Annotated in this window: 25 protein-coding genes and 1 pseudogene; 6 read left to right on the top strand and 20 right to left on the bottom strand. The window is 41.2% G+C overall.

Annotation, left to right across the window (positions count from 1 at the left end):
* Window positions 1-39: 39 nt before the first annotated feature.
* The 9 genes from adhP to rpsP all read right to left on the bottom strand — a co-directional run bounded on the left by adhP (window position 40) and on the right by rpsP (window position 6,041).
* On the bottom strand, window positions 40-1,053 hold the full coding sequence (gene adhP / locus CO692_RS12685; RefSeq protein ID WP_086293046.1) for an alcohol dehydrogenase AdhP: 1,014 nt from the start codon (window positions 1,051-1,053) through the stop codon (window positions 40-42).
* Between the two features lie 346 nt (window positions 1,054-1,399).
* Entirely contained in the window at window positions 1,400-2,170 is a 771-nt protein-coding gene (locus CO692_RS12680; RefSeq protein WP_096742381.1) for an aminoglycoside phosphotransferase family protein, read from the bottom strand.
* A gap of 127 nt (window positions 2,171-2,297) precedes the next feature.
* A complete protein-coding gene (gene rplS / locus CO692_RS12675) occupies window positions 2,298-2,645 on the bottom strand; it encodes a 50S ribosomal protein L19 (RefSeq protein WP_002357176.1) in 348 nt (115 codons plus the stop codon).
* A gap of 166 nt (window positions 2,646-2,811) precedes the next feature.
* Complete coding sequence (gene trmD, locus CO692_RS12670; protein ID WP_096742380.1) at window positions 2,812-3,558, bottom strand: tRNA (guanosine(37)-N1)-methyltransferase TrmD; 747 nt, start codon at window positions 3,556-3,558, stop codon at window positions 2,812-2,814.
* Entirely contained in the window at window positions 3,548-4,072 is a 525-nt protein-coding gene (rimM, locus tag CO692_RS12665; protein ID WP_081118437.1) for a ribosome maturation factor RimM, read from the bottom strand. Before rimM ends, trmD begins: the two co-directional genes overlap by 11 nt.
* A 155-nt stretch (window positions 4,073-4,227) precedes the next feature.
* Window positions 4,228-5,052: a hypothetical protein gene (locus tag CO692_RS12660; RefSeq protein WP_096742379.1), complete on the bottom strand. Its 825-nt coding sequence runs from the start codon at window positions 5,050-5,052 to the stop codon at window positions 4,228-4,230.
* 86 nt (window positions 5,053-5,138) lie between these two features.
* Complete coding sequence (locus CO692_RS12655; RefSeq protein WP_005228919.1) at window positions 5,139-5,396, bottom strand: hypothetical protein; 258 nt, start codon at window positions 5,394-5,396, stop codon at window positions 5,139-5,141.
* A 112-nt stretch (window positions 5,397-5,508) separates the two neighbouring features.
* Window positions 5,509-5,754: a KH domain-containing protein gene (locus CO692_RS12650; RefSeq protein ID WP_005228918.1), complete on the bottom strand. Its 246-nt coding sequence runs from the start codon at window positions 5,752-5,754 to the stop codon at window positions 5,509-5,511.
* An 11-nt stretch (window positions 5,755-5,765) separates the two neighbouring features.
* On the bottom strand, window positions 5,766-6,041 hold the full coding sequence (gene rpsP / locus CO692_RS12645; protein WP_005228917.1) for a 30S ribosomal protein S16: 276 nt from the start codon (window positions 6,039-6,041) through the stop codon (window positions 5,766-5,768).
* 253 nt (window positions 6,042-6,294) lie between these two features.
* Here rpsP and CO692_RS12635 point away from each other — a divergent pair, with 253 nt between their 5' ends.
* Entirely contained in the window at window positions 6,295-6,846 is a 552-nt protein-coding gene (locus CO692_RS12635; RefSeq protein ID WP_016613846.1) for an NADPH-dependent FMN reductase, read from the top strand.
* Between the two features lie 105 nt (window positions 6,847-6,951).
* On the opposite strand, the pseudogene CO692_RS12630 reads toward CO692_RS12635, so the two are convergent.
* The 3 genes and pseudogenes from CO692_RS12630 to CO692_RS12620 form a co-directional block, all read right to left on the bottom strand.
* Window positions 6,952-8,360 (bottom strand): annotated as a pseudogene (locus CO692_RS12630) (IS3 family transposase).
* A 110-nt stretch (window positions 8,361-8,470) separates the two neighbouring features.
* A complete protein-coding gene (locus CO692_RS12625) occupies window positions 8,471-9,004 on the bottom strand; it encodes a dihydrofolate reductase family protein (protein WP_096742377.1) in 534 nt (177 codons plus the stop codon).
* Between the two features lie 13 nt (window positions 9,005-9,017).
* Window positions 9,018-9,587 (bottom strand): DNA-3-methyladenine glycosylase I, encoded by a 570-nt coding sequence (locus CO692_RS12620; RefSeq protein ID WP_077453498.1) that lies wholly within the window; start codon window positions 9,585-9,587, stop codon window positions 9,018-9,020.
* 100 nt (window positions 9,588-9,687) lie between these two features.
* On the opposite strand from CO692_RS12620, the gene CO692_RS12615 reads away from it, so the two are divergent.
* Genes CO692_RS12615 through CO692_RS12605 form a run of 3 tightly spaced genes read left to right on the top strand, consistent with a single transcriptional unit; the run spans window position 9,688 to window position 12,125 of the window.
* On the top strand, window positions 9,688-10,074 hold the full coding sequence (locus tag CO692_RS12615) for a GntR family transcriptional regulator (RefSeq protein ID WP_170920129.1): 387 nt from the start codon (window positions 9,688-9,690) through the stop codon (window positions 10,072-10,074).
* Window positions 10,071-10,952, top strand: coding sequence for an ABC transporter ATP-binding protein (locus tag CO692_RS12610; protein WP_096742376.1), 882 nt, complete (start codon window positions 10,071-10,073; stop codon window positions 10,950-10,952). The genes CO692_RS12615 and CO692_RS12610 overlap by 4 nt, the downstream gene beginning before the upstream one ends.
* A 12-nt stretch (window positions 10,953-10,964) precedes the next feature.
* The gene (locus tag CO692_RS12605) at window positions 10,965-12,125 is read left to right on the top strand and encodes an ABC transporter permease (protein ID WP_096742375.1); all 1,161 of its coding nucleotides are present in this window, start codon (window positions 10,965-10,967) and stop codon (window positions 12,123-12,125) included.
* Between the two features lie 46 nt (window positions 12,126-12,171).
* Here the strand turns inward: CO692_RS12605 and CO692_RS12600 are convergent, their stop codons facing one another.
* The 4 genes from CO692_RS12600 to CO692_RS12585 form a co-directional block, all read right to left on the bottom strand.
* Entirely contained in the window at window positions 12,172-12,372 is a 201-nt protein-coding gene (locus CO692_RS12600) for a CsbD family protein (protein ID WP_008377398.1), read from the bottom strand.
* A 350-nt stretch (window positions 12,373-12,722) separates the two neighbouring features.
* On the bottom strand, window positions 12,723-14,141 hold the full coding sequence (gene ffh / locus CO692_RS12595) for a signal recognition particle protein (protein WP_005228902.1): 1,419 nt from the start codon (window positions 14,139-14,141) through the stop codon (window positions 12,723-12,725).
* A gap of 13 nt (window positions 14,142-14,154) precedes the next feature.
* On the bottom strand, window positions 14,155-14,493 hold the full coding sequence (locus CO692_RS12590) for a putative DNA-binding protein (RefSeq protein WP_005228897.1): 339 nt from the start codon (window positions 14,491-14,493) through the stop codon (window positions 14,155-14,157).
* Entirely contained in the window at window positions 14,483-14,956 is a 474-nt protein-coding gene (locus tag CO692_RS12585; protein WP_077453503.1) for a DUF523 domain-containing protein, read from the bottom strand. Before CO692_RS12585 ends, CO692_RS12590 begins: the two co-directional genes overlap by 11 nt.
* A 150-nt stretch (window positions 14,957-15,106) precedes the next feature.
* On the opposite strand from CO692_RS12585, the gene CO692_RS12580 reads away from it, so the two are divergent.
* Window positions 15,107-15,811, top strand: a complete 705-nt coding sequence (locus CO692_RS12580; RefSeq protein ID WP_096742374.1) for a response regulator transcription factor — start codon at window positions 15,107-15,109, stop codon at window positions 15,809-15,811.
* Window positions 15,811-17,541, top strand: a complete 1,731-nt coding sequence (pnpS, locus tag CO692_RS12575) for a two-component system histidine kinase PnpS (RefSeq protein WP_096742373.1) — start codon at window positions 15,811-15,813, stop codon at window positions 17,539-17,541. The genes CO692_RS12580 and pnpS overlap by 1 nt, the downstream gene beginning before the upstream one ends.
* A gap of 67 nt (window positions 17,542-17,608) precedes the next feature.
* On the opposite strand, the gene CO692_RS12570 is transcribed toward pnpS, so the two are convergent.
* The 4 genes from CO692_RS12570 to CO692_RS12560 form a co-directional block, all read right to left on the bottom strand.
* The gene (locus CO692_RS12570) at window positions 17,609-19,111 is read right to left on the bottom strand and encodes a GH25 family lysozyme (protein WP_264291233.1); all 1,503 of its coding nucleotides are present in this window, start codon (window positions 19,109-19,111) and stop codon (window positions 17,609-17,611) included.
* Between the two features lie 38 nt (window positions 19,112-19,149).
* Window positions 19,150-19,848, bottom strand: a complete 699-nt coding sequence (locus tag CO692_RS18060) for a GH25 family lysozyme (protein ID WP_264291232.1) — start codon at window positions 19,846-19,848, stop codon at window positions 19,150-19,152.
* 121 nt (window positions 19,849-19,969) lie between these two features.
* Window positions 19,970-20,878, bottom strand: coding sequence for a phosphate ABC transporter substrate-binding protein PstS family protein (locus CO692_RS12565; protein ID WP_016608721.1), 909 nt, complete (start codon window positions 20,876-20,878; stop codon window positions 19,970-19,972).
* Between the two features lie 187 nt (window positions 20,879-21,065).
* Entirely contained in the window at window positions 21,066-22,235 is a 1,170-nt protein-coding gene (locus tag CO692_RS12560) for a pyridoxal phosphate-dependent aminotransferase (RefSeq protein WP_096742372.1), read from the bottom strand.
* Window positions 22,236-22,286 lie beyond the last annotated feature (51 nt).

Raw genomic sequence — 22,286 nt, 5'->3', positions numbered from 1 at the left:
CTTCGTTTGAAATTTATCTGTTGGTATTTCTCTTTCCATTTATTTCTCTTGAAAATCTATGACCATCCGCCCTTTGATTTGGCCAGAGAGCATTTCATCAAAAATATCATTGATCTCTTCTAACTGACGCATAACAACTTTAGGAACGACTTTTCCTTCAGCTGCAAATTGGAAAGCCTCTGCTAAATCAGTTCGTGTTCCGACAAGAGAGCCAACAATCTTAATACCGTCCAATACAAGCCGCGGAATGTTCAAGTCCATGCTTTCTGGTGGAAGACCGACTGCTACAATCGTACCGCCCGCACGAACGGCATCGACAGCAGAGTTGAAGGCTGCTTTTGAAACAGCAGTTACAACAGCTGCATGTGCGCCACCGGTTACTTCTTGAATGACTTTCGCTGCATCTTCTTTCGCGGGATTGATCACAAGGTCAGCGCCGTGATCTTTTGCAAAGTCCAACTGCTTGTCGTTGATGTCGATCCCAATCACTTTTGCATTGAAGACATTTTTTGCATATTGCAAGGCTAAGTTTCCTAATCCGCCTAAACCATAGATGGCGATCCATTGACCTGGTTTAATATCAGAAACTTTCACCGCTTTATATGTCGTTACGCCTGCACAAGTAATGCTACTGGCTTCAGCAGAACCTAAGTCCTCAGGCACCTTCACTGCATAGTCAGCTACAACGATACACTCTTCAGCCATACCACCATCTACAGAATAGCCGGCATTTCTAACAGAACGACATAATGACTCATTCCCGTTCACACAGTATTCACATGATCCACAGCTTTCATACAACCAAGCAACACTTGCACGGTCACCAATTGCTAGAGAAGTAACATCATCACCGATCGCAACGACTTTACCGATTCCCTCGTGACCAAGTACGATTCCAGACGCATCGCCAAAGTCGCCATCTTTTACATGCAAGTCAGTGTGGCAGACACCGCAACACTCCATTTCTAATAATGCTTCATTCGGACGAAGCGCTCTCAATTCTTTTTCTTCGATTTTTACAACCTTATCTTTTGATACTACAGCTGCTTTCACAAAGACACCTCTTTCAATTCGTTTAAATAAAGAACTTCCTTTTATTTGTGAAGTAATTAACTAACATACAGAGGTCAGTAATAGCTAGATAAAAGAAAGTTCTCTATCGAGAAGATTACCATAGAAATCATCGAAAAAAGGGGAATATATTGCTTTTTTTCTGTAATCGTTTATTAGAAAAAAATAATGAAATAATTCAAGTTTTTTTCTTTAATACCGAATTAGATAAAAGATGAAGAAGAAAAAATGAGTGAAATCACCGATATAAATAACGATTCTATAATTAGAAATATCAAGAGAGACTTCCGCTATCATGTAAACTTTTTTTAAATCATTCCCTATCCTTCTATTTTTTTATCAAGTCGATGATTTGTGATTTATTTTCTTTCAGGCGCTGAATGTCATATTGGTATTTAACGAGATGTCCCTCGTCAATGTTTTTCTGAAAATTTCCATTCCCTTCTTCTCCTTCTCTGATTATAAAAGCAGCTAGCGCTGAAAGGCGGTCGGTCAAACAATCGACAATCTGTAACCTGTCATTATTGGACAGCCGATAAGTATCCACAAAAAGTTTCAATCGATGGCATTGTGTTTCACTCAGACGACTGTTCCCATCAAAATACAAGGGTACCCAGCGATAAGCAGCATAAGAAACATCCCACAACCTGCTTCCTGGCCTTACTGTGTCAAAATCAAAAAGACCAAATGGCTCCCCATCCACGATCGTCATATTATACGGAGCAAAATCATTGTGACACATCACTTGTATTGGGCCAGAGTAATCCAACATCCACTGTTCCTCACCAGTTAACCTTTCCAGAAAACCAACACTTCGATCATGAAAATCTCTTAATCGTTCAGCTACTAAACAAAGAACCTCATCAGTATAAAGCTCATCCGGCAATGGCTGATCATATACCTCCCCTGGAACAAAAGAAACTAACTCATGTTCTTCCTGATCAAACCCTAATGGTTTCGGCACATAATTTATCTGCTGATCATGCAAAAAACGTAAAAAGCATTGAACGTCCTTCGACCATGGAACCTTTGGCCGTCTGACGAACTCCTTTTCGATGATTATTTCTTCTCGTCCAAGATTGTTACTTCTTTCATTCAATGAAACCCCTCCTATTTGTATAGTCGTTTCTTCATTTTATCACAACAAATGAAAAGTTCTTTTCACCTTAGTCAAAAGAAAAAAGCCCTTGAAATCAAGGGCTTTTGCTTCATCTGATAATAAATGATTAACGACGAATTTCTTTGATACGAGCTGCTTTTCCGTGTAATGCACGCAAGTAGTACAATTTTGCACGACGTACTTTACCGTAACGAACAACTTCGATTTGTGCAACACGTGGTGTGTGCAATGGGAAGGTACGTTCAACACCTACACCGTTTGATACTTTACGAACTGTATAAGTTTCGCTGATACCAGCACCGCGGCGTTTGATGACAACACCTTCAAATAACTGGATACGTTCGCGAGTTCCTTCGACAACTTTCGCGTGAACGCGAACAGTGTCCCCAGGACGGAAAGCTGGGATGTCCGTACGTAATTGTTCTTGAGTTAGTTCTTGAATCAATGGATTCATGTTTATCATTCTCCTTATTCCCAAACATTCTTAAAGCATGAAAGCTCCAGCGGAACATCGTAATAGTTGAGTTTACACTCACTGAAACATCTTACCACAGTCGACCACTGGCTGTAAAGAGAATTTTCTTGTCATAGCGCAGAATATCAAAAAAACTGGCACTATTTTAGTTACCAGCTTTCGCTTCTTCTTCAATTTCTTTTAAAAGCTTCTGCATTTCTGCCGTCAACGGATAATTTTCTAACATATCAGGTCGGCGCTGAAAGGTGCGGCGCAATGATTCTTTTAATTGCCACTGCTCGATCAATTTATGATTGCCATTCATCAAAACTTCCGGCACTTTCATGCCTTTGAACGCTGCTGGGCGTGTATATTGCGGATGTTCTAATAAACCAGTGGAATGAGAATCGGTTTGTGCGGAGGTTTGATTGCCTAAAACTTCTGGTAATAGCCTGACTGTCGCATCGATCATGACCATTGCCCCCAATTCGCCGCCAGTCAAGACGTAATCCCCCAGTGACACTTCATCAGTGACCAATGAACGGATTCGTTCATCATAGCCTTCATAGTGACCGCAAATAAAAACAAGGTGCTCTTCGGTAGAGAATTCTTCCGCCATCTTTTGATCAAAGGGTTTTCCCGCTGGGTCTAATAGGATCACCCGCTTTTTCGTTTCTGGTGCCGCTGCTTCGATCGCTTTGATATTGTCATAGACAGGTTGGACTTTTAATAACATTCCTGCTCCGCCACCATAAGGATAGTCATCCACTGTTTGATGTTTGTTATCGGAATAGTCACGGAAATTAGAGACGTTGATTTCTAACAGTCCCTTTTCCCGTGCTTTGCCGATGATCGATTCTCCTAGAGGACCTTCGAACATTCGCGGAAATAGTGTCAACACATCAATTCTCATCGTCTAACAACCCCTCTGGGATTTCCACAGTGACCTGACCATTTTCAAGATCGATCGTGTGGACAACCGACTCGATATAAGGAATCAAGGCATCCTTCTTCCCTTTTCGTTGAACGACCCAAACGTCATTGGCACCTGGTGAAAGGATCTCTTTTACTTTACCAATGATTGTGCCATCTTCTTCGACGACTTCCAGACCAATAATTTCATGGTAGTAAAACTCATTTTCTGCTAGATCCACCAAATCATCCTTGGTAACTTTTAAAATGCCGTTACGAAACGGTTCAACGTCGTTGATGTTGGGATAGCCTTCAAATGTTAACAAATCAAAATTTTTGTGTTTGCGATGACCTGAAACGATCAATGGTAATGGCTCTTTATTTTCACGAAAAAGTGTCAATTCAGCCCCTTTACGGTAGCGTTCTTCTGGAAAATCCGTTTGCGATATCACTCGTACTTCTCCACGGATCCCATGTGTATTGACGATTTTCCCTACGTTTAAATATTCTGTCACGTTCGTTCCCCATTTCTTCTAACTTCTGTTCTATTTTAGCATAGCAAAGTAGCGAATTCTAGCCGTTTCCTAGCGCCCCATGTTTTCCTCAAAATCATCGCGCGAAAAACGCCCCTTCGACGCTTGATCAAAGGGGCATTGTCCTAATATAAGCTTTATTGATTCATAGAAACGGCCATCTTCAATGCCGAACGTGCATCTTGATGTTGCACCGTTCGAAGGGTCTTTTCTTGTTGCCAGACCACGGTAGTTGCTGTATGGTCATTTTTTCCCATATCGATAGTGATTTGACCGACCTCAGGCGCTGGGAGCATAGCTTCTTCCAGATACGCCACCACTTCTTTGGCAACCGGCACAGGATCTTGTTCTTCTTGGTTGACTGCTCGAACAGTCAATGACCAATTTCCTTCTTGCCAGCTCAAATAACTGGAGCCAGCAGCTCCTTGCATATGCCCAGTAATCCCATATCCGAGATCAACGGCTTGTCCGCCATCATCAGCTGTTACATTGACCGCTGCGGCAGCTTCATCCGCTGATTGATACTCTTTTGATTGAAAAGCAGCAATCGGTGTTTCCTCGTTCAAAGCCTTGTCATTGAGAGGCAACTGCTGATCAAGTCCATAATAAAGAATTGAGGCATCGGCTTGGCTGCCAGCTGTGGCTGCATTCAACACTTTACCTGAAGCAAGTGGAATGTCCTTGGGTAAGACAAGATCAGGGAATACCGCTTGTATTTGAGCGTAGATATCTGCAGTACTATTCGTGTTTGAAGAATCCCTAGAAGCCGCCTGACTAGAAGACGTACTTGATTGACTGGTTTCTGATTGACTACTTGCTTGCGTTTGGGTACTTTCCACCATACTCGTCGCTGTTGTTACGGCACTACTGGCTTGACTTGTTTCTGGTTCCTGTTGATTATTGCAGCCAGCTAAGGCGCCCATCGTCAGCAGCGTAACGAATAATCCTAGTTCTTTTTTCATGATGTTCCCCTCCTTATACAAAGGATACCCCTCAATAAAAAAAATGACAAACAAGTCAGATTGTCTGTCATTTTTTTGTTGATTTTTTAAAGATTTGTCACCCAATTTTGCAGTGATTGAAAGCCATCCTTGATCCATTGCCAAACTTGATTGGCGATCGTCGATAGGTCGCCCCAACGAAAGTTTTGTGTCCATTGGTTCAATTGCGTCATGATCTCCTCACGATAGACCCAAATTAAAAAGAGCAACAACAAGATCCCTAGCGTTCGCCAAAGAAAAGAACCAATTTTATAAATAAATACGAGAATCAAAAGAACGACGATCCATGCGATTAGTTGAGACATACAAGCACCTCCTCCTTTTGATTATCTCAAAACCACCTTTTTCTGTCCTCCATCTTAAGCATGAATTTTACAAAAAAAGCATTCCTCAAAGAGAAATGCTTTTCATTCTTGCTTATTTACCATCAATGATATTCAAACGAACTTTTTTTGGTCCATTTGTCCGTACACTGTAAACGATCGTTCGAATTGCTTTGGCAACCCGCCCTTGTTTACCGATGATACGACCAATATCTTCTGGTGCCACAGTAAGATTATATTCCAAGAAATCATCTGACTCTACCAGCTCAAGCTTGATATCCTCAGGTTTGGTAACAAGTGGTGAAACGATCGTTAAGACTAATTCTTGCAAATCTTTCATCCAAAGTCACCTTATTTCTTAGTGAATTTTGCTTCGTGGTGTTTTTTCATAACGCCTTCTTTAGAAAGGATGTTACGAACTGTATCTGAAGGTTGCGCACCTTTAGATAACCAATCAAGAACTAGATCTTCTTTGATTGTCACTTCAGCTGGGTCTAGTAAAGGATTGTAAGTACCAACTGTTTCGATGAAACGTCCGTCACGAGGAGAACGTGAATCTGCTACGACGATACGGTAAAAAGGTTTCTTTTTAGAACCCATGCGTTTTAAACGAATTTTTACTGCCATTATTTACACCTCCATTGATTTAATCACAAGAGCTAGTTTAACAGGTTTTTCTGATGGTGTAAAGAGTTTTTTCTTTACAGCTAAAAAAGTTTCTTCTTTCTTATTTTCTGAGCATGGTTATCTTTTGCCAGAATGGATCAGGACGCGTATCATTAGTAATAGAGAAACTTTTTAAAGTCAAATCGTTTTATTTGCACCATTCACTTACTTTTGGTAAGCTAAAAGAGTAGAAAACAACAAGGAGGAATTTTACATGACAAAAAAAATTGGTTTTATCGTCGGCAGTTTACGGGAAGGTTCATTTAATAAACTCGTAGCGAAAAAATTCGCATCATTATTACCAGAAGGTTTTGAAGCATCTTTCATTGAGATCGGCAACTTGCCATTTTACAATGAAGATTTGGAAGTTGAAGGAAAAGTTCCTGCTGAATGGACAGCATTTCGTGAAGCACTAAGCGCCGTTGATGGTGTCTTCTTCTTTACACCAGAATACAATCGCTCTGTTCCTGCAGCGTTGAAAAATGCTTTGGATGTCGGTTCTCGTCCTTATGGTGCTAGCAGCTGGGGTGGTAAACCAGCATTGGTTGTCAGCGTTTCTCCTGGAGCGATCGCCGGCTTTGGTGCAAACCATCACCTACGTCAATCATTAGTCTTTTTGGATATGCCTACTCTGCAACAACCAGAAGCCTATATCGGTGGAATCACCAACTTGATTGATGAAAACAACGAAATCAATCCAGATACAGTAAGCTTCTTTGAAACGATCATTGCAAAATATATTGAACTCTTTCAACGATTCAACTAATCCATGAATCTGTATCAAAAGACCAAGGAACTGTAGTGACCCCAAAAAGTTAGACTTTTATGGAGTGGAGAAATCCACTCCTTTTTTGTACGATAAAATTAACTGTTAGACAGCTGTTTTTACAGCTTCTCGAAACTGAACCGGACTTCGCCAATTTAATTTCTTTTTGATGCGTTTATGGTTGTAATAATAGATATATTGGTCAATTTTTGTTCTCAATTCATCTAAACTCCGATAGACTTCTCCATGAAAAATCTCTTGCTTTAATAAACCAAAGAAGTTTTCCATAGGTGAGTTATCTAAACAATTCCCTTTACGAGACATACTCTGGAAGATTTTATGCTGCTTCAATTTATTCTTATAAGCATTCATTTGATAGGCCCATCCTTGATCTGAATGGAAGGTTCTACGAAATGGACAATCATTTGTCATCTGGATTGCTTCTTCTAATCCTTCCATTATGGCTAGTGCGTTTGGTTTTTCAGAAATCCGATAAGATAGAATTTCACTATTGTAGAAATCCATGAAAGGATCTAAATACAGCTTTTTCTGACGAACGACACCTGTGGTGTCTACTTCATAATACTTAAACTCTGTGGTATCAGTTGTAATTTTTTGGTGACAGATATTTGTATAAAACCGACGATGAATACGATTTTTGGCGACAGTGCCAACCTTCCCACGATAAGAATTGTACCGTCGAGATTTTCGAGTGTAAGACTTTACTTCGATACCTAGTTTTTTATCAGACGTTGAATCTTCTTTTTATTGACATGAATCCCTTGATTCTCTAATTCTTTTTTTAGTCGCAGACAGCCATAGTCTTTATGCTCCTTGCGAATTTCAATCATTTTTCTTCAATTTCTTGGTCTGGGTTTGGTCTGTCAAACCGTTTCTGCCAATACATATAGGTTGCTTTAGGAAATTTCAATGTTTCAAGAAGCTCAACTAGTTTGAATGATCCTCGGAGGCTGGCGATGATTCGTGCGATTGATTCTTGCGTCTTTGCTGGGCTTCCTGTTTTCGCAGCTTCCTCAACTCTTTTAAAAAGGCATTCTCAATTTGAAGGGATCGGACTTGCTTTTCTAATGCCTTGATACGATCGCGTTCTTCAGTTGTTGTATTTTCTTTTTTGTTCTCTTTTTTCTAGCCAAAGTAAGTGATCGCCCTTTCTCTTTTGAGATCCCCTCAATACCTGCTTCTCTGAAATTACGCATCCAATTGGCAATAAGCGCAGGGTTGTTCATTTCTAAAGTGCTGGCAACTTCTCGATAGGACATCTCACTTGTTTGATATAACTCTATCGCATTTAACTTAAATTGAACAGAATATTTCTGATTTTGATGCTTTCTCAATAGACCTTCCTCTCCGTATTCACGATAGGCATTCACCCAATCACTTACTTGAGACTTGCTTGAAATACCGTATTTATTGGCAAGATGCCGATATCCACCCACACCACTAAGATATTCTTTAACGATTTTTAGTTTTAATTCAAAAGGATATTTTGCCATACAAATAGCGACCCCCAAAAGTTAGATTTTTGGTCTAACTTTTGGGGGTCGCTTCAAACTCAGCGTTGAGTTTCTTGGTCTTTTTTGCGTAGAAAAATAGTTTGTATTTTTTACTTGCTTACTTGCTCAGCTTTTCGAACATAATGAAGTTCTGTCAGTTCCCCCATCTGTTTTGTTTCAACAAACGTCAAGCGCCTCGCGTAATCCCCCGCTTCAAACAGTGGCTTGCCCTCTCCTAAAAGCACCGGCGCGATTTGAATAAACCATTCATCGATCAGATCCGCTTCTAGTAAGGGTTTTAATAGGGAACCCCCACCCACTACCCATACGTTTTTCTCTTGTTTCAATGCTGAAACAAATGCAACTGGATCCGATGCCACTAGGGTTGCATCCGGCAGCGGTTCTTTTCGGGTATGGGAAAAAACATAGTTTGTCGTTTCAGGATACAACGGTCCCTCATCCATCAGTTTTTTCGCTTCTTGATAGGTTTTTCTTCCCATCACGGTCGTGTCGATAGTCGCAAAAAATGCTTCATAGGTCGTTGCAACACCGGTATCGGTTTGAAACAGCCAGTCCAGTTGATCCTCTAGCCCTGCTAAATAGCCATCTAGGCTGATTGCACCATAAAATATCACTTTTCCCATTAATCTCACTCCTTTATTTTACGATTGCTTCTGACCTTCGACAAACACAAGTGACTAAGTGATCGTTGACCATACCAACCGCTTCCATAAAGGCGTAAATAGTTGTCGTTCCGACAAATTTAAAGCCTCGCTTTTTCAAGTCTTTTGCTAGCTGATCGGAGATTTCCGAATGGGTCGGTACATCGGATTGCTGCTGAAATTCATTGATGATCGGCTCATGATTGACATATCGCCACAAGAATGCAGAGAAACTGCCGTATTCTTGCTGGATTTTTAAAACTTCTTGGGCATTGATGATCGCTGCTTCAATCTTTCGTCGATTGCGAATGATTCCTGGATTCATCATCAGCTCTTCCACTTTTTCTTCCGTATAGTTCGCTACTTTGGTGATTTCAAACTGATCATATGCCGCATCAAAATTTGCCATTTTATTTAAAATCGTTTGCCAGCTCAATCCTGCTTGATTCATATCTAACACCAGTTTTCGAAATAACTGCTGATCCTCATACTCAGGTTTTCCCCAGACCGAATCATGATACTCTTGCATTGCTGGCGTACTGTTGGCCCACTCACATCGCTTCATTGTTCTCATCAGCTCCTTTTTGCTTATTTTATCATAAAAGACTTTACTTCCACTAGTGTACTACGTATACTAGTACACATAAATGAAAGGAGCTGATTTTGTGGTTCGCATTAACAAAGCCAGCAGCAAACCTTATTATGAGCAATTGGTTTTAAGTATCAAAGAAGATATTCTGAACGGTGTTCTAACCGCCGGAGACCAAGTGCCTTCAGTTCGTGAAATGGCCAAGCACCTGTTGATGAATCCAAATACCGTCAGCAAAGCTTACAAAGTATTGGAAAATGAGCAAGTCCTTGTCACCATCAAAGGAAAAGGCACTTTTGTGAAAGTCACCGAGGACTTGCCTCGCGATGAGATTCGGATCTTACAAGTGAAAGAACGTTTGAAAGAATTGATGATCGAAGCACGCCATTTACAGATCAGCATACGCGAGTTGACCGATTGGATGAATGGCTTTGAACAAGAGTTAGGAGGCGACCCACAGTGAAGATCGAACATGTGACCAAGAAAATGGAGCAAACAACTATCATAGAAAACGTGAACTTCTCCTTGGAAAAAGGAGAAATCGTAGGATTGATCGGCCGCAATGGTTCTGGGAAAACCACGTTGTTTCGAACGATCGCTGGACATTATTTATTAGATGATGGCGAAATTTCGATCGATAACCAACACCTGGATCAGTACCCGCAATTAAAAGAACAACTTTTTTATATTGATGAAAAAGAAAACTTTCTTTCGGCCTACTCTTTGAAAAAGCTCAATCAATTTTATCGGCTTGCTTATCCAAATTTCGATCAAAATCTTTATTTAGAATTGATGCAAAGTCACGGTCTTCCTCTGACGCTTTCCTACCGACGGATGTCAAAAGGTATGCAAGGTCTTTATAAAATGATTCTTGCGATTGCCTCAAATGCGACGTTCTTACTTTTAGATGAACCTTTTGATGGGCTTGATGTGATCGTCCGTAAAAAAGTGATCGGACTATTGCTGGAAAGCCTCAGCGAATCGAATCGTACCGCATTGATTGCTTCTCATAATCTAAATGAATTAGAACATATTATTGATCGTGCCTTGTTGATCAAAGGGAAAACGATTGAAGGAGACTACCGTTTGGAAACGATTCGCGAACAATCTCGCAAACTCCAACTCGTCTTTCGCAGCAAACAGATTCCTCCCCTTATCAAGCAGCACTCCAAGCTGATTCAAAAGCAAGGCCGAGTCTTGACCGCTTTGTTTGACAATTACACAGAGGAGCTGGCGGCTGAGATTCAGCAACTTGATCCTTTGGTTTTTGAAGAATTACCTTTGACTTTGGAAGATCTGTTTGAAGCAAATTTACGACAAGAAGCATTGGTGGAAGGATAGAGGTGAAAAACGATGTTAAGCAATTTATTTAAAGAACGCTACGGCAAGCTGCTGATCGGCTTTTGTTTTGTCGTGCTCTTCATGTATCTTAGTGCTGGCTGGCAATCACAAAAAGCCTGGCATCAGCAAGAACGCTATTTGGCATCTGAAGAATTTATCAAAGATTTCAACGAAAATCGAGAGTACTATGTCAAAAGCTACAACGGTGAAACCCCGGTTTACTTTGATTCGGCGGCAGAGTACCGCGATGCGGCATTGACGGTCAACAAAGAGTACTCTGATGAGATTTATTACAATCACCCTTATATGACTACCATGAATCAATTTGTGATTGTCTTTCTGTTTCTTATAGGCTTTTTGTCCTTTTTTGTCGATGGCCGCACTCATTTCAACCGCTTTTTATTTGCTTTACCCTTTAGCAGAAAGCAGGTCTTTCGCAAGAAACTGCTTTTTATCGGCTTACCCTTGACGGCTTGTTTAGTGTTGGGTCTGTTAGGTCATATCCTGATCGAATACACGATGATCCCAGCTCGCTATCTCGCTGTGCCGCTTCAAGACGTGCTGCTTTCTGCCCTTAGTACCTTGGTAACGAATCTGCTCGTATTTGCTACAGGACTCCTGTTAGGCGTTTTGCTAGGGAATCTGTTTACTGGCGTGCTATCGGTGTTCTTCACTATTTCTCTAGGATCAATGGGGTATAGCTTTTTCCAATGTACCCGCGAGTTTTTTAGTTTTGTGTTTCTTGGTCATGGGGATTTTCTGCTTCCTTTTCAAACGTGGATCGATTGGCCGCAAGGATATGTCTACCCTTGGTGGCTGCTGCTCCTTTACCTCGGCTTGAGCGGCTTGCTGATTCTTGCTGCCGAAAAAGTGTTTTCGAAAATTTCTTTAGAAAATGATGGTGATTATTTAACGATCCCTAAATTGCGCGCCCCGGTTTATTGGCTGCTTTCTTTAGGAACCTGGTTCTATCTATCCATGATATCTTATTACCCGTTAGAAATTTTTTACCGTGATCTTTACGAAGGATATGATGTCAGTCTTTGGAATATCGCCCTCCGGCTTGGTTTGTTGCTGGTTGCTTGCTTATTCATCAGTTTGTTGCTTGTCTATCCTAAAGCACTGATGAATTGGTGGTACAAACGAAAAAACAAACAGGTCAGCAATATTTAAAAAAGCGTCCCGGCAACAATTTCTTGTTGTAGGGACGCTTTTATATTTAATGTTTAGGTTTGTCGTCGTCTTTTTTGTCAAAGAAGTCATTTACTTTGCGAGAAACATCATCCGCAAAATCTTCAACCTTATCTTTGGCTTTCCCATATTTATTTTGGGTTTTCCCTTTTAATTCTTCGGAGTCATCTCCTGTAAGTTTCCCTTTTGTTTCGGTTACTTTTCCTTCAATGCGATCTTTGTTTGTCATCGTAAAAAACTCCTTTCATACTTGCTATAAGCTAATAGTAGCATCATTTGACAGAAAGCACGAATGTTCTGCTTCTACTATTTTTACAGGTGCTAGTTTCTTTTGAATCGCGGAAAATTTTTGGCCTTTCATAGATATCATACTCACACGATAAAAAGTGCTTCCCCTTTTAGGAGGCCATAAAAAACATTGCTTGCATAAAAAAACAGGACCGTCGAAGGCTTTGATTCGAGAAGCTGTTCTTGCTGATTCTAGCAAGGAGCTTTCTCTGAGCGCCTTTTTTCGGTCATGTCTTTTGGAATCCTTCGCTAATCAGGTCTTTTACGCAATCCTTTTTAGCATCAGAATTGTTATTTGCGTTTTTTCTTTTTCTTCTTTTGTTTTTTAACCATGCGGTTCATGGCCATTTTTCCAAGTTTCCCTTTGACCCCACCGCCAAACATTTGATCCATGCCAGGAATGTTCATATTCCCTTTACTCATTTGCTGCATCATTTTGCGAGATTCTTTGAATTGTTTGATCATCCGGTTGACTTCGACGACACTGTTTCCAGAACCGGCGGCAATCCGACGACGGCGGCTTGGATTCAACAAATCTGGATTTTCCCGTTCAGCTGGTGTCATAGAATAAACCATGGCTTTTTGCCGAGCAATTTGTTTCGGATCAACTTTGACATTTTCGATACCAGGCATTTGGCTCATTCCCGGAATCATTTTTAAGAGATCTTCAATTGGGCCCATGCCCATGACTTGATCGATCTGTTCGACAAAGTCATTGAAGTCGAAAGAGTTTTCCTTCATTTTTTGAGCAAGTTCTTCTGCTTTTTTCTCGTCGTAATCTTGCTGTGCTTTTTCGATCAAAGTCAGCATATCACCCATACCGAGAATCCGACTAGACATCCGATCTGGATGGAACACTTCAAGGTCGGTCAATTTTTCACCGGTACCAGTGAACTTGATTGGAGCGCCAGTAACTTGACGAATCGACAATGCCGCCCCGCCACGAGTATCACCATCTAGTTTGGTGATGACCACCCCTGTGATCCCCAGTTGTTGATTGAAGCTTTCTGCCACGTTGACAGCATCTTGTCCGGTCATCGCATCAACTACCAGTAAAATTTCATTTGGCTGTGCCAGGTCCTTGATTTGTTTTAGCTCTTCCATCAAGTTTTCATCGATATGCAAACGACCTGCCGTATCGATCAAAACATAGTCATTTTTCTTTTCCCGAGCCAAAGCCAGTCCTTGACGCACGATTTCAACTGGACTGACATCTGTTCCCATATCAAAAACAGGTACATCCAATTGCTGCCCTAATACTTTCAACTGGTCGATCGCGGCTGGACGATACACGTCACCAGCGATCATTAATGGGCGAGCGTTTTCGGTTTTGATCAAATGGTTGGCTAATTTTCCAGCAAAGGTGGTTTTCCCTGCCCCTTGCAGACCAGCCATCATGATGATCGTTGGAATCTTCGGTGATTTTTCGATCCCAACTGTTTCTGATCCTAATGTTTTAGTTAATTCTTCATCAACGATTTTAACGATCTGTTGCGCTGGAGATAAGCTTTCTAATACTTCTACCCCAACTGCCCGTTCACGAACATTTTTGGTAAACTCTTTTACAACCTGGAGATTGACGTCGGCTTCTAATAAAGCTAGACGAATCTCACGCATCATTTCTTTTACATCTGCTTCAGATACTTTTCCTTTTCTGCGCAGTTTGCTCATTGCCTGCTGGAGGCGTTCAGTTAAACTTTCAAATGCCATTTTTTTCATTCCTTTATTCTTCAATTTCTTGGAGCTGTTGAATAAACCCCTGTAAGGTTTCGTCTTTTGGATAGTGAGTTTTCGTATACTCGCTTAGCTGATCCAGCAAGTCTTCCCGCATGATATAGTCCGAAAACATATGTAGTTTTTTTTCATAGTCTTCTAAAATACGTTCGGTGCGTTTGATGTTGTCATAGACTGCTTGACGGCTTACTTGATACTCTTCAGCGATTTCTCCTAGAGAAAAATCATCTGCGTAATATAATTCCATGTAATTCATCTGTTTTTCCGTCAATAACGTGGAATAAAACTCAAACAACGCATTCATGCGATTGGTCTTTTCAATTTCCATTTGCTTCCTCCTGTTTTGCAAGCCATTCGACATCGGACAAAACAGTCATGCCTTGTTGTCGAAAATACGCACAAGCGACACCGACCCCTGTTTTTTTGATTCCAGAAAAATTGCCATCATAAATCGTCTGACTGCCACAAGAGGGACTTTTCTCCTTTAGGATCAGTTGGGTGATGCCTTGCTCTTGTAATTTTTGATAAGCAATTTTCGCCCCGGTAGTAAACTCTTCGGTCACGTCTTCTCCTGAGATGGTGACGACCTTCGCCCGTTGTGCCCAAACATCCACCCCATCACCACCGACGATTTCGGCCGGTTCCCGTGGGATCGGCAAACCGCCAAGAACTTCTGGACAGACCATCATGGCTTGACCTGCTCTTACCAGTTCGATCAATTGTGGCACTGCTTGGTGTTTTCCATCATAGCGGCAAAGTGCACCGCCTAGACACGCACTGATTCCGATCATTTCGCACCCTCAGCTTTCCTATGAAATCGTCCTTTATTATAGCATTTATTTAGTGGTTGCAATAGTACCAATTGTCTATTCATGCTAAAATAGGACTTGTTCGTTGAAATTTAATCGTTTCTTGAAAAAAAGAAACGAAAGGAGTGTATCATGAAAAAAATTCTCGTTGTCGATGATGAACCTTCCATCGTCACACTTTTAACCTTTAATTTAGAAAAAGAAGGCTACCAAGTCGTCTCAGCCGCAGATGGAAAAAAAGCTTACGAATTAGCTTTGTCTAAGCCTTTTGACTTTATCATCTTAGATGTCATGCTGCCAAATATGGACGGTATCGAGATCACGAAGAAATTGCGCCAAGAAAAAATCGAGACCCCGATTCTCGTCTTGACCGCAAAAGATGATCCAATCGATCGGATCTTAGGCTTAGAAATCGGCGCCGATGACTATTTGACGAAGCCTTTCAGTCCTCGAGAAGTATTGGCTCGAATGAAAGCCATCTTCCGTCGTTTAGAACCCCGTCAACAAACACGAGAAGAAGATCAACCTGCAGAGATTCTGCAAGTCGGTGGGATCCAAGCAGACCTGACGAATTTCCAAGTCACTGTGGATGGTGAGAAAATCTTCCTAACCCCAAAAGAATTCGAGCTGCTAGTTTACTTTATGAAACGAAAAGGCCGCGTGATCGATCGCGATACCTTGCTCAATCGCATTTGGAACTTCGACTTTGATGGACAAAGTCGCATCGTGGATGTTCACATCAGTCATTTAAGAGAAAAATTGGAAGCTGATCCAAAACGGCCGGAATACTTAGTAACGGTTCGGGGATTCGGGTATAAATTTCAGGAGCCAGTCTAATGAAAAAACGCTATGGCTATGGTATATGGTCGATTGGCCTATTGCTGATTTTTTTTCTAAGCTGGCAAGTTCTTAGCAGTTTTTACCGTCAACAAGTCATTGCTCAACAAGTGGCTTTTCTCCAAGAGAAAGCCACCGTTTTTTTGAATCTCTCAGATAACCAAACCGCGGCGTTAGAACAATTTGCAGATACCTATGTGGAAGATAGCAATAGTCGCATCACTTTGTTAGATGATCAAGGTCAGATTATTTTCGATACCTATGATCATACACTGCATGAAAACCGCTCCGATCGTCCAGAAGTCCAAGCCGTTTTGCGTGGAAGCGCCGTCGGTCAGTCTCTGAGGGAAAGTGATACCTTACATGAAGAATTGCTCTACGTGGCAGTCCCTGTCAAAGAGGAAGGAAATCTGACGCAAATCTTACGAATCGCCGAACCGACTGCTGCTTTTTTTGAAAAAAACCAAGGAATCAAGCAGTCGATCTTGATTGTCTATCTTGTCTTTTGTTTCTTGATCAGCCTACTGATTTTCCATACCTTGCGTCAGCGGAATCGTCCGATCCAAACGATTCTGCCCGTCGTAAAGAAAATGATCAGCTCGCCCGATCAACAAGCAATCATTATGCAAGAAACACCTGAACATGATGAGTTGTATCAACTGATCAATCAGCTGAGCGAACAAATGAGCCAGACCTATCGTGCCTATGCAGCATCTGAACAACAACTTTACGGATTGCTCAGTGAATTGATGATCGGTGTCTTTATCATCAATGAAGAAAATCAACTGCTGCTGTTGAATCCGACGATGCAAGATCAGTTGGGGATGGAAACTGTGCCCACCTTGCCGCAACCTTTTACTGAAGTGATTCATGACACACAATTGATCCAGTTGATCTACCATTTTAATGACGAGACCCCTATTTTCCATGCGGAGACTACCCTTAGCGGAGAACGTTCAAAAGTCCTGGATGTTACCTTGCGGAGTTTCCAAGAAAACCAGTTGATTGGTATTTCCTATGACTTGACGCGCATCAGACAATTAGAAAAGATGCAAAAAGATTTTGTCGGCAATGTTTCCCATGAATTAAAAACGCCGGTAACTTCCTTGATCGGGTTTACTGAAACATTGCTGGACGGTGCCAAAGAAGACCCTGAGACATTACAAACCTTCTTAGAGATCATTCAAAAAGATGCCTATCGCTTGAAAAATCTAATACAAGATATCATCCAATTGTCTCAAGACAGCGATTCTTTCCAGTATGTCAATCAGCCAATCGACTTTTCCGAACTGCTGCAACAAGTCCTTCAAACTTATGGTCCCGCAGCTGCTAAGAAGCAATTGACCTTTCAATTTGAAGGACCTGAACACTACATTTTGTCTACCAAAAAAGAGCTGCTGCAGCCCATCGTAAAAAATCTAGTTGAAAATGCGGTCACCTATTCAAAACCTGGTGGAACCATCAAATTATCCTTTTCCGAGCAAGACGACCAGCTACTATTTCAAGTGCAGGATCAAGGCATCGGCATCGATGAAGAAGATCAAGAACGAATTTTTGAACGGTTTTATCGGGTAGACAAAGCCCGCGCCCGCAATTCTGGCGGCACTGGACTCGGACTGGCTATCGTCAAAGACTATACCAAATTATTAGGCGGCAGTATCAAGGTTGACAGTTTCCCTAAAATTGGTTCTACCTTTACGGTGACTTTGCCGCTTCATGAAGAAAGATGATTATTGATAAAAAACAGCCGAGAAAACGCCTAGTGGCATTTTCTCGGCTGTTTTTTTGGAACCATGCTTACTTAACAACTTTTGTTGCGGATTCATTAACGTAACCTAACCAAGTTCCTTTATTATCATAAATTGACAGGTAATTACTACCATTAAAGTGGCGATACACATAGCGCGCTTCGAAAGTTTGTCCTTTCATGGCATTAGTCACCGTACTTTTTTGCTTCCAAGAGAAATTTTGCCAGAGTGGAAAATTCTGAGTAAACGTTATTTTTTTATGGTAACTTTGGTTTATTCCGGCAGCATTACTTGCTTCCTTTGTTCCATTGGCATTGATATAGCCAAGCCAAGTTCCTTTGTTATCGTACAATGATGAATAGGTACTTCCATTGAAATGGTTATAGTATACTTTTACTTGGAGTGTTTGACCGTAAAAATTACTGCTTTTATTTTTTTCTTTCCAAGAAAAGTTTTGCCAAATCGAATAATTTTTACTTGTAATAGTGACATATTTACCACTTGAAATAGCTGTTCCACCTGCATTATTCGCTGTTTTGGTACCATTAGCGTTCATATAGCCTAACCATGTACCAGATTGATCATATAGTGAATAATAAATACTGCCATTTAAGTGTTCATAGCGATATTTCGCTAGAACTGTTTTGTTCAAGTAATCCTTGCTGGATGCCTTTACTTTCCACGAAAAATTTTGCCATATCGAGTAATTTCCACTGGTGATCGTTACATAGCGTCCATCGGCCAATGCGGGGCCTTGATTCGTTTGAACTGCTAATTTCGTTGAAGCGATGTACCCAATCCATTTTCCAGAAAAATCATAAACTGAATCATAATACGTGCCATCAAAGTGATGGTAAGTACCGGTTACTTTATAGGTATTTTTCACCATATCTGAAGTTATCGGTGCAGTCTTAGTAAACGTAAAATCTCGACATATTATTCCTGGCTCTTTAAATTTGACATAGGTTTGTTTTGATTGCCAATTCCCTTGAGGACCATCAGCAACTTTGACGCCACCAGAGTTAATGTACCCAACCCAATTCCCTTGGTTGTCGTATAACGAATAATAGGTGCTACCGTTAATATGCTCATAACGCACTTTTATTTGCAGGGTCTGACCCAGATAAGCTTTAGAGTCTGCTTTTTTTGTCCAAGAGAAATTTTGCCAAATCGTATAATTGTCTTTTACAACGGTGGCATAACGGCCATCATTGATCGCACCACCTTGTCCTTGACTGATAAAATACTTGTTATAATCTGAATTCATATCAAAGGTGCCATTGATCCCTGGGAATGTAACGTTATATGTCCACTGCCATGCACTATAATCCGTATACTTCTGATTTTGCGGTTCGTATGGATATTGTGCGATCCAAACTTTGTTTTTTCCTAAAGCAACAGGGTCGATCGCGTTATCCGTGACCCACGACACACCTATATAATGATGCGTATTTGAATAACCCAACTCTTTTAATCTATTTTCAAAAACTTTTGACAATTGTGTATGGTCTGCTTTTTTCTTAATGTTTGGCTCTTCAATGTCATTGACCATCAAAGCAGAGGTCGGCAGTTTTAGCTGTTTGGCATAGCTTACAAAATATAATCTGCTTCCGCTTTTGCCTGTGCCTCAGTGGTGAACCAACTGTAGTGATAAGCATGTACAATCAGGCCTGCAGCTTTAGCATTTGCGATTTGACTTGCAGCTAAGGGATTTCGATAAGAAGTTGCCTCTGTCAATTTCACCACCACTGCAGAAACGCCATAACTTTTAATCAACTTGAACTGCTCCACAGTGATCTCTCCGTTGTGGGAGGAAATATCAATAAAGTCTTGCTTTGGGGTTGAGGGATCTCCTGCTGAAATATAAGGAACACTAGAAACAGACCGTGCCGAACGGCTTAAGCTGACTTTCAAATCTGAACGGCTTCGATAGGTTGGGTCTAATCCTGAGCTGATATCATAGACAGAATCCGAAGCATTGTCTGGGCTTTTTTCTTCACTTTCGGCTGTACTGCTATCAACAGTCGTACTGCCCGTTTCACTGCGGTTACTTGATGATGTTGTCTCACTCGTTGAATCAATTGAGTCTTCGCTGGTTTCACCTGTATTCGAGCGAATTGTTTGGCTGTCACTGCTTGTCACATCATTCGTCTCAGAGTAAACAATAGCAGCCTCTTTTGACTCACTTGTTGATTCCGTATCTGCAAAACCAACACGCATGCCAAAAATGACAAAGGCCGTTCCCGCATACAATGCTGCTATTAACATTTTTTTTGGAAATCTTTTCATTTTTTTCCCCTTTCACTGAATATTCATCTATATTCACTATCTATTTTACATAAAAAATAAAAAAAAGGTACAAAAAAAGAAGGAGTTCTTCCCTTCTTTTTTTGTACCTTATGAAAACTGTTTATTCAACATTCGTTACTTCGCCGTCTACACTGCGTTCTACTTTCATATCAGTGATTGGCAAATATCCTAATTCGATAACGATTCCTTGTTGGACATCGTCTGTCATGATGTAATCAAGAAAGGCTTTGACGTTAGCATCTGGCTCGCCGTTCGTGTACATATGCTCGTAAGACCAGATTGGCCATTTGTTATCTGCAATATTTTCAGGAGTCGCTTCTACCCCATCAAGAGATAGCGCTTGGATCGAATCGTCCAAATAGGATAAAGCAAGGTAGCTGATTGCTCCTGGTGTTTCAGCAACAATTTTACGGACTGTTCCAGAAGAATCTTGTTCTTGTGTTTGGATCGTCTCTGCACCATCTAAGCCCCATTTTTCAAAGGTCGCTCTCGTACCGCTGCCTGATGCGCGGTTGATTACAGAGATTTCTTGATCTGCTCCACCTAGTTCAGACCAATTCTTCACTTTGCCTGTAAAGATATCGATTAAATCTTGTTGGCTAAGATCCGTAACGCCTGCGTCTTTATTCACCACTGGTGCCATACCAACTACAGCTACTTTATGGTCAACTAATTTGCTGGCATCCACACCATCTTTTTCATCCGCAAAAACATCGGAATTACCGATCGTCACAGCGCCTGCTTCTACTTGACTTAAGCCAGTTCCGCTACCGCCACCTTGAACAGTAATTGTATAATTGGGATTGTCTGCTGAGAAGCTTTCACCTGCTGCTTCAACCAAGGGTTGCAATGCAGTTGAGCCTACCGCTAAAATTTCTACATTTTCATTTGATGCGGCACCTGATGAAGATCCGCCTGATGCTTGACTGCTCTCAGTGCTTGCGCCACCGCTCCCACAGCCAGCTAATAATAAACCAGTTGCAAAAAATAAAAGTCCCAATTTTTTCATTTAGTAAATCTCCTTTCGTTATATGCTTAGTTTAGCAAGGCGGTGTAAACCCTTGATGGATTTCATGTAAAGAATCGATAAAGCGATGTAAATCTTTTGTAAAGTTCGTCGATTGCCTAAAAAAGCCCCCGCTGCATCCATCAGAGGGGGCTTACTTTATCTAAAAACGAAAGAAACGTTTGTAGAATCAATTGCTTTGCATATAGCGTGTCAAGCGATCCATCGCTTCCACCAAGTTTTCCATACTTGCCGCATAGCTTAAACGAACATAGCCTTCTGCTTCGGGACCAAAGGCGATACCCGGGATGATTGCTAATTGATTCTTTTCGGCTAAGTCGACACAAAAAGCCATTGAATCTTGGTTGAAACCTGCTGGTATTTTGGCAAAAATGTAGAATGCACCAGATGGCTTCGCCATTTCAAAACCAAGGGCAGTCATTTTTTCAAACAAGTAATCTCGGCGTTCACGGTAATCGGCTTTCATGACTTCTGCATCATTGATGCCTTCGATCAATGCCCGCACTGCGGCTTTTTGAGAAATCGTTGATGCCGCAGTCACTAAGTATTGGTGGACCTTAATGATCTGAGCAGTCAACGCTTCTGGTGCAAAAATGAAGCCGACGCGCCACCCAGTCATCGCGTGAGATTTCGACAAGCCGTTGATCACGATCGTTTGGTCACGCAAGTATTCGGCAATGGATACATGGGTTTCATCATAAGTCAACTCACTATAAATTTCATCGCTAATAACAAAAACGGGGTATTTTTCTAAAACTTCTGCCAATGCTTTGACTTGTTCTCGGGTATAAACGACCCCTGTTGGATTGCTGGGATAATTCAAAATGACTGCCTTGACTTGTTCCCCATGTTCTTTTAAGGCTGCTTCTAAAACTTCTGGCGCTAAAACAAAGTCATTGTTCGTCGTATCAAGATAAATCGGTTGGGCATGAGCTAAATGGATGACTGGTTCATAGCCTGGATAAATTGGTGCTGGTAGAATCACTTTATCACCAGGTTCCAGCGTGGCTAATAACGAAGCTGAGATTGCTTCCGTTGCACCGATCGTCACTAATACTTCTGATTGAAAGTCGTAATCAAGCTGATATTTATTTTTCAAAAAGAGACTGGCTGCTTGCCGAACATCTGCTAAGCCTGCCATTCCAGAATAGTGGCTGAAATTTTGTTCGATTGCTTGGACACCCGATTTTTTCACGTGCTCCGGTGTGTTGAAATCCGGCTCGCCTAACGTTAACTTTAAAATATCAGGAATTGAAGAAACCCGTTCATCAAATTTACGAATCAATGAAACAGCTATATTATACACTTCGTGATTGAAGCGTTGGCTTACGTCTGCCATAGTATCACTCCTTTGAATTAAGCAAATTCATTCGCTATTGTTGTTAATCCT

This window comes from Enterococcus sp. FDAARGOS_375, from assembly GCF_002393265.1.
Taxonomy (GTDB): domain Bacteria; phylum Bacillota; class Bacilli; order Lactobacillales; family Enterococcaceae; genus Enterococcus_D; species Enterococcus_D innesii.
The sequence above is the reverse complement of the archived record's forward strand: the minus strand, read 5'-3'. Positions and strand labels throughout refer to the sequence as shown.

Bases quoted from the DNA above. Each gene is read 5' to 3' on its own strand.
- CO692_RS12560 (WP_096742372.1), bottom strand. From the start codon at position 22,235: ATGGCAGACGTAAGCCAACGCTTCAATCACGAAGTGTATAATATAGCT.
- CO692_RS12590 (WP_005228897.1), bottom strand. From the start codon at position 14,493: ATGGAAATTGAAAAGACCAATCGCATGAATGCGTTGTTTGAGTTTTAT.
- CO692_RS12625 (WP_096742377.1), bottom strand. From the start codon at position 9,004: ATGGGAAAAGTGATATTTTATGGTGCAATCAGCCTAGATGGCTATTTA.
- CO692_RS12655 (WP_005228919.1), bottom strand. From the start codon at position 5,396: ATGTCTCAACTAATCGCATGGATCGTCGTTCTTTTGATTCTCGTATTT.
- CO692_RS12565 (WP_016608721.1), bottom strand. From the start codon at position 20,878: ATGAAAAAATTGGGACTTTTATTTTTTGCAACTGGTTTATTATTAGCT.
- CO692_RS12620 (WP_077453498.1), bottom strand. From the start codon at position 9,587: ATGAAGCGATGTGAGTGGGCCAACAGTACGCCAGCAATGCAAGAGTAT.
- CO692_RS12660 (WP_096742379.1), bottom strand. From the start codon at position 5,052: ATGAAAAAAGAACTAGGATTATTCGTTACGCTGCTGACGATGGGCGCC.
- pnpS (WP_096742373.1), top strand. From the start codon at position 15,811: ATGAAAAAACGCTATGGCTATGGTATATGGTCGATTGGCCTATTGCTG.
- CO692_RS12570 (WP_264291233.1), bottom strand. From the start codon at position 19,111: ATGGTCAATGACATTGAAGAGCCAAACATTAAGAAAAAAGCAGACCAT.
- CO692_RS12650 (WP_005228918.1), bottom strand. From the start codon at position 5,754: ATGAAAGATTTGCAAGAATTAGTCTTAACGATCGTTTCACCACTTGTT.
- CO692_RS12585 (WP_077453503.1), bottom strand. From the start codon at position 14,956: ATGATCGGAATCAGTGCGTGTCTAGGCGGTGCACTTTGCCGCTATGAT.
- CO692_RS12605 (WP_096742375.1), top strand. From the start codon at position 10,965: ATGTTAAGCAATTTATTTAAAGAACGCTACGGCAAGCTGCTGATCGGC.
- CO692_RS12635 (WP_016613846.1), top strand. From the start codon at position 6,295: ATGACAAAAAAAATTGGTTTTATCGTCGGCAGTTTACGGGAAGGTTCA.
- rplS (WP_002357176.1), bottom strand. From the start codon at position 2,645: ATGAATCCATTGATTCAAGAACTAACTCAAGAACAATTACGTACGGAC.
- CO692_RS12580 (WP_096742374.1), top strand. From the start codon at position 15,107: ATGAAAAAAATTCTCGTTGTCGATGATGAACCTTCCATCGTCACACTT.
- CO692_RS12600 (WP_008377398.1), bottom strand. From the start codon at position 12,372: ATGACAAACAAAGATCGCATTGAAGGAAAAGTAACCGAAACAAAAGGG.
- trmD (WP_096742380.1), bottom strand. From the start codon at position 3,558: ATGAGAATTGATGTGTTGACACTATTTCCGCGAATGTTCGAAGGTCCT.
- ffh (WP_005228902.1), bottom strand. From the start codon at position 14,141: ATGGCATTTGAAAGTTTAACTGAACGCCTCCAGCAGGCAATGAGCAAA.
- rpsP (WP_005228917.1), bottom strand. From the start codon at position 6,041: ATGGCAGTAAAAATTCGTTTAAAACGCATGGGTTCTAAAAAGAAACCT.
- CO692_RS18060 (WP_264291232.1), bottom strand. From the start codon at position 19,848: ATGAAAAGATTTCCAAAAAAAATGTTAATAGCAGCATTGTATGCGGGA.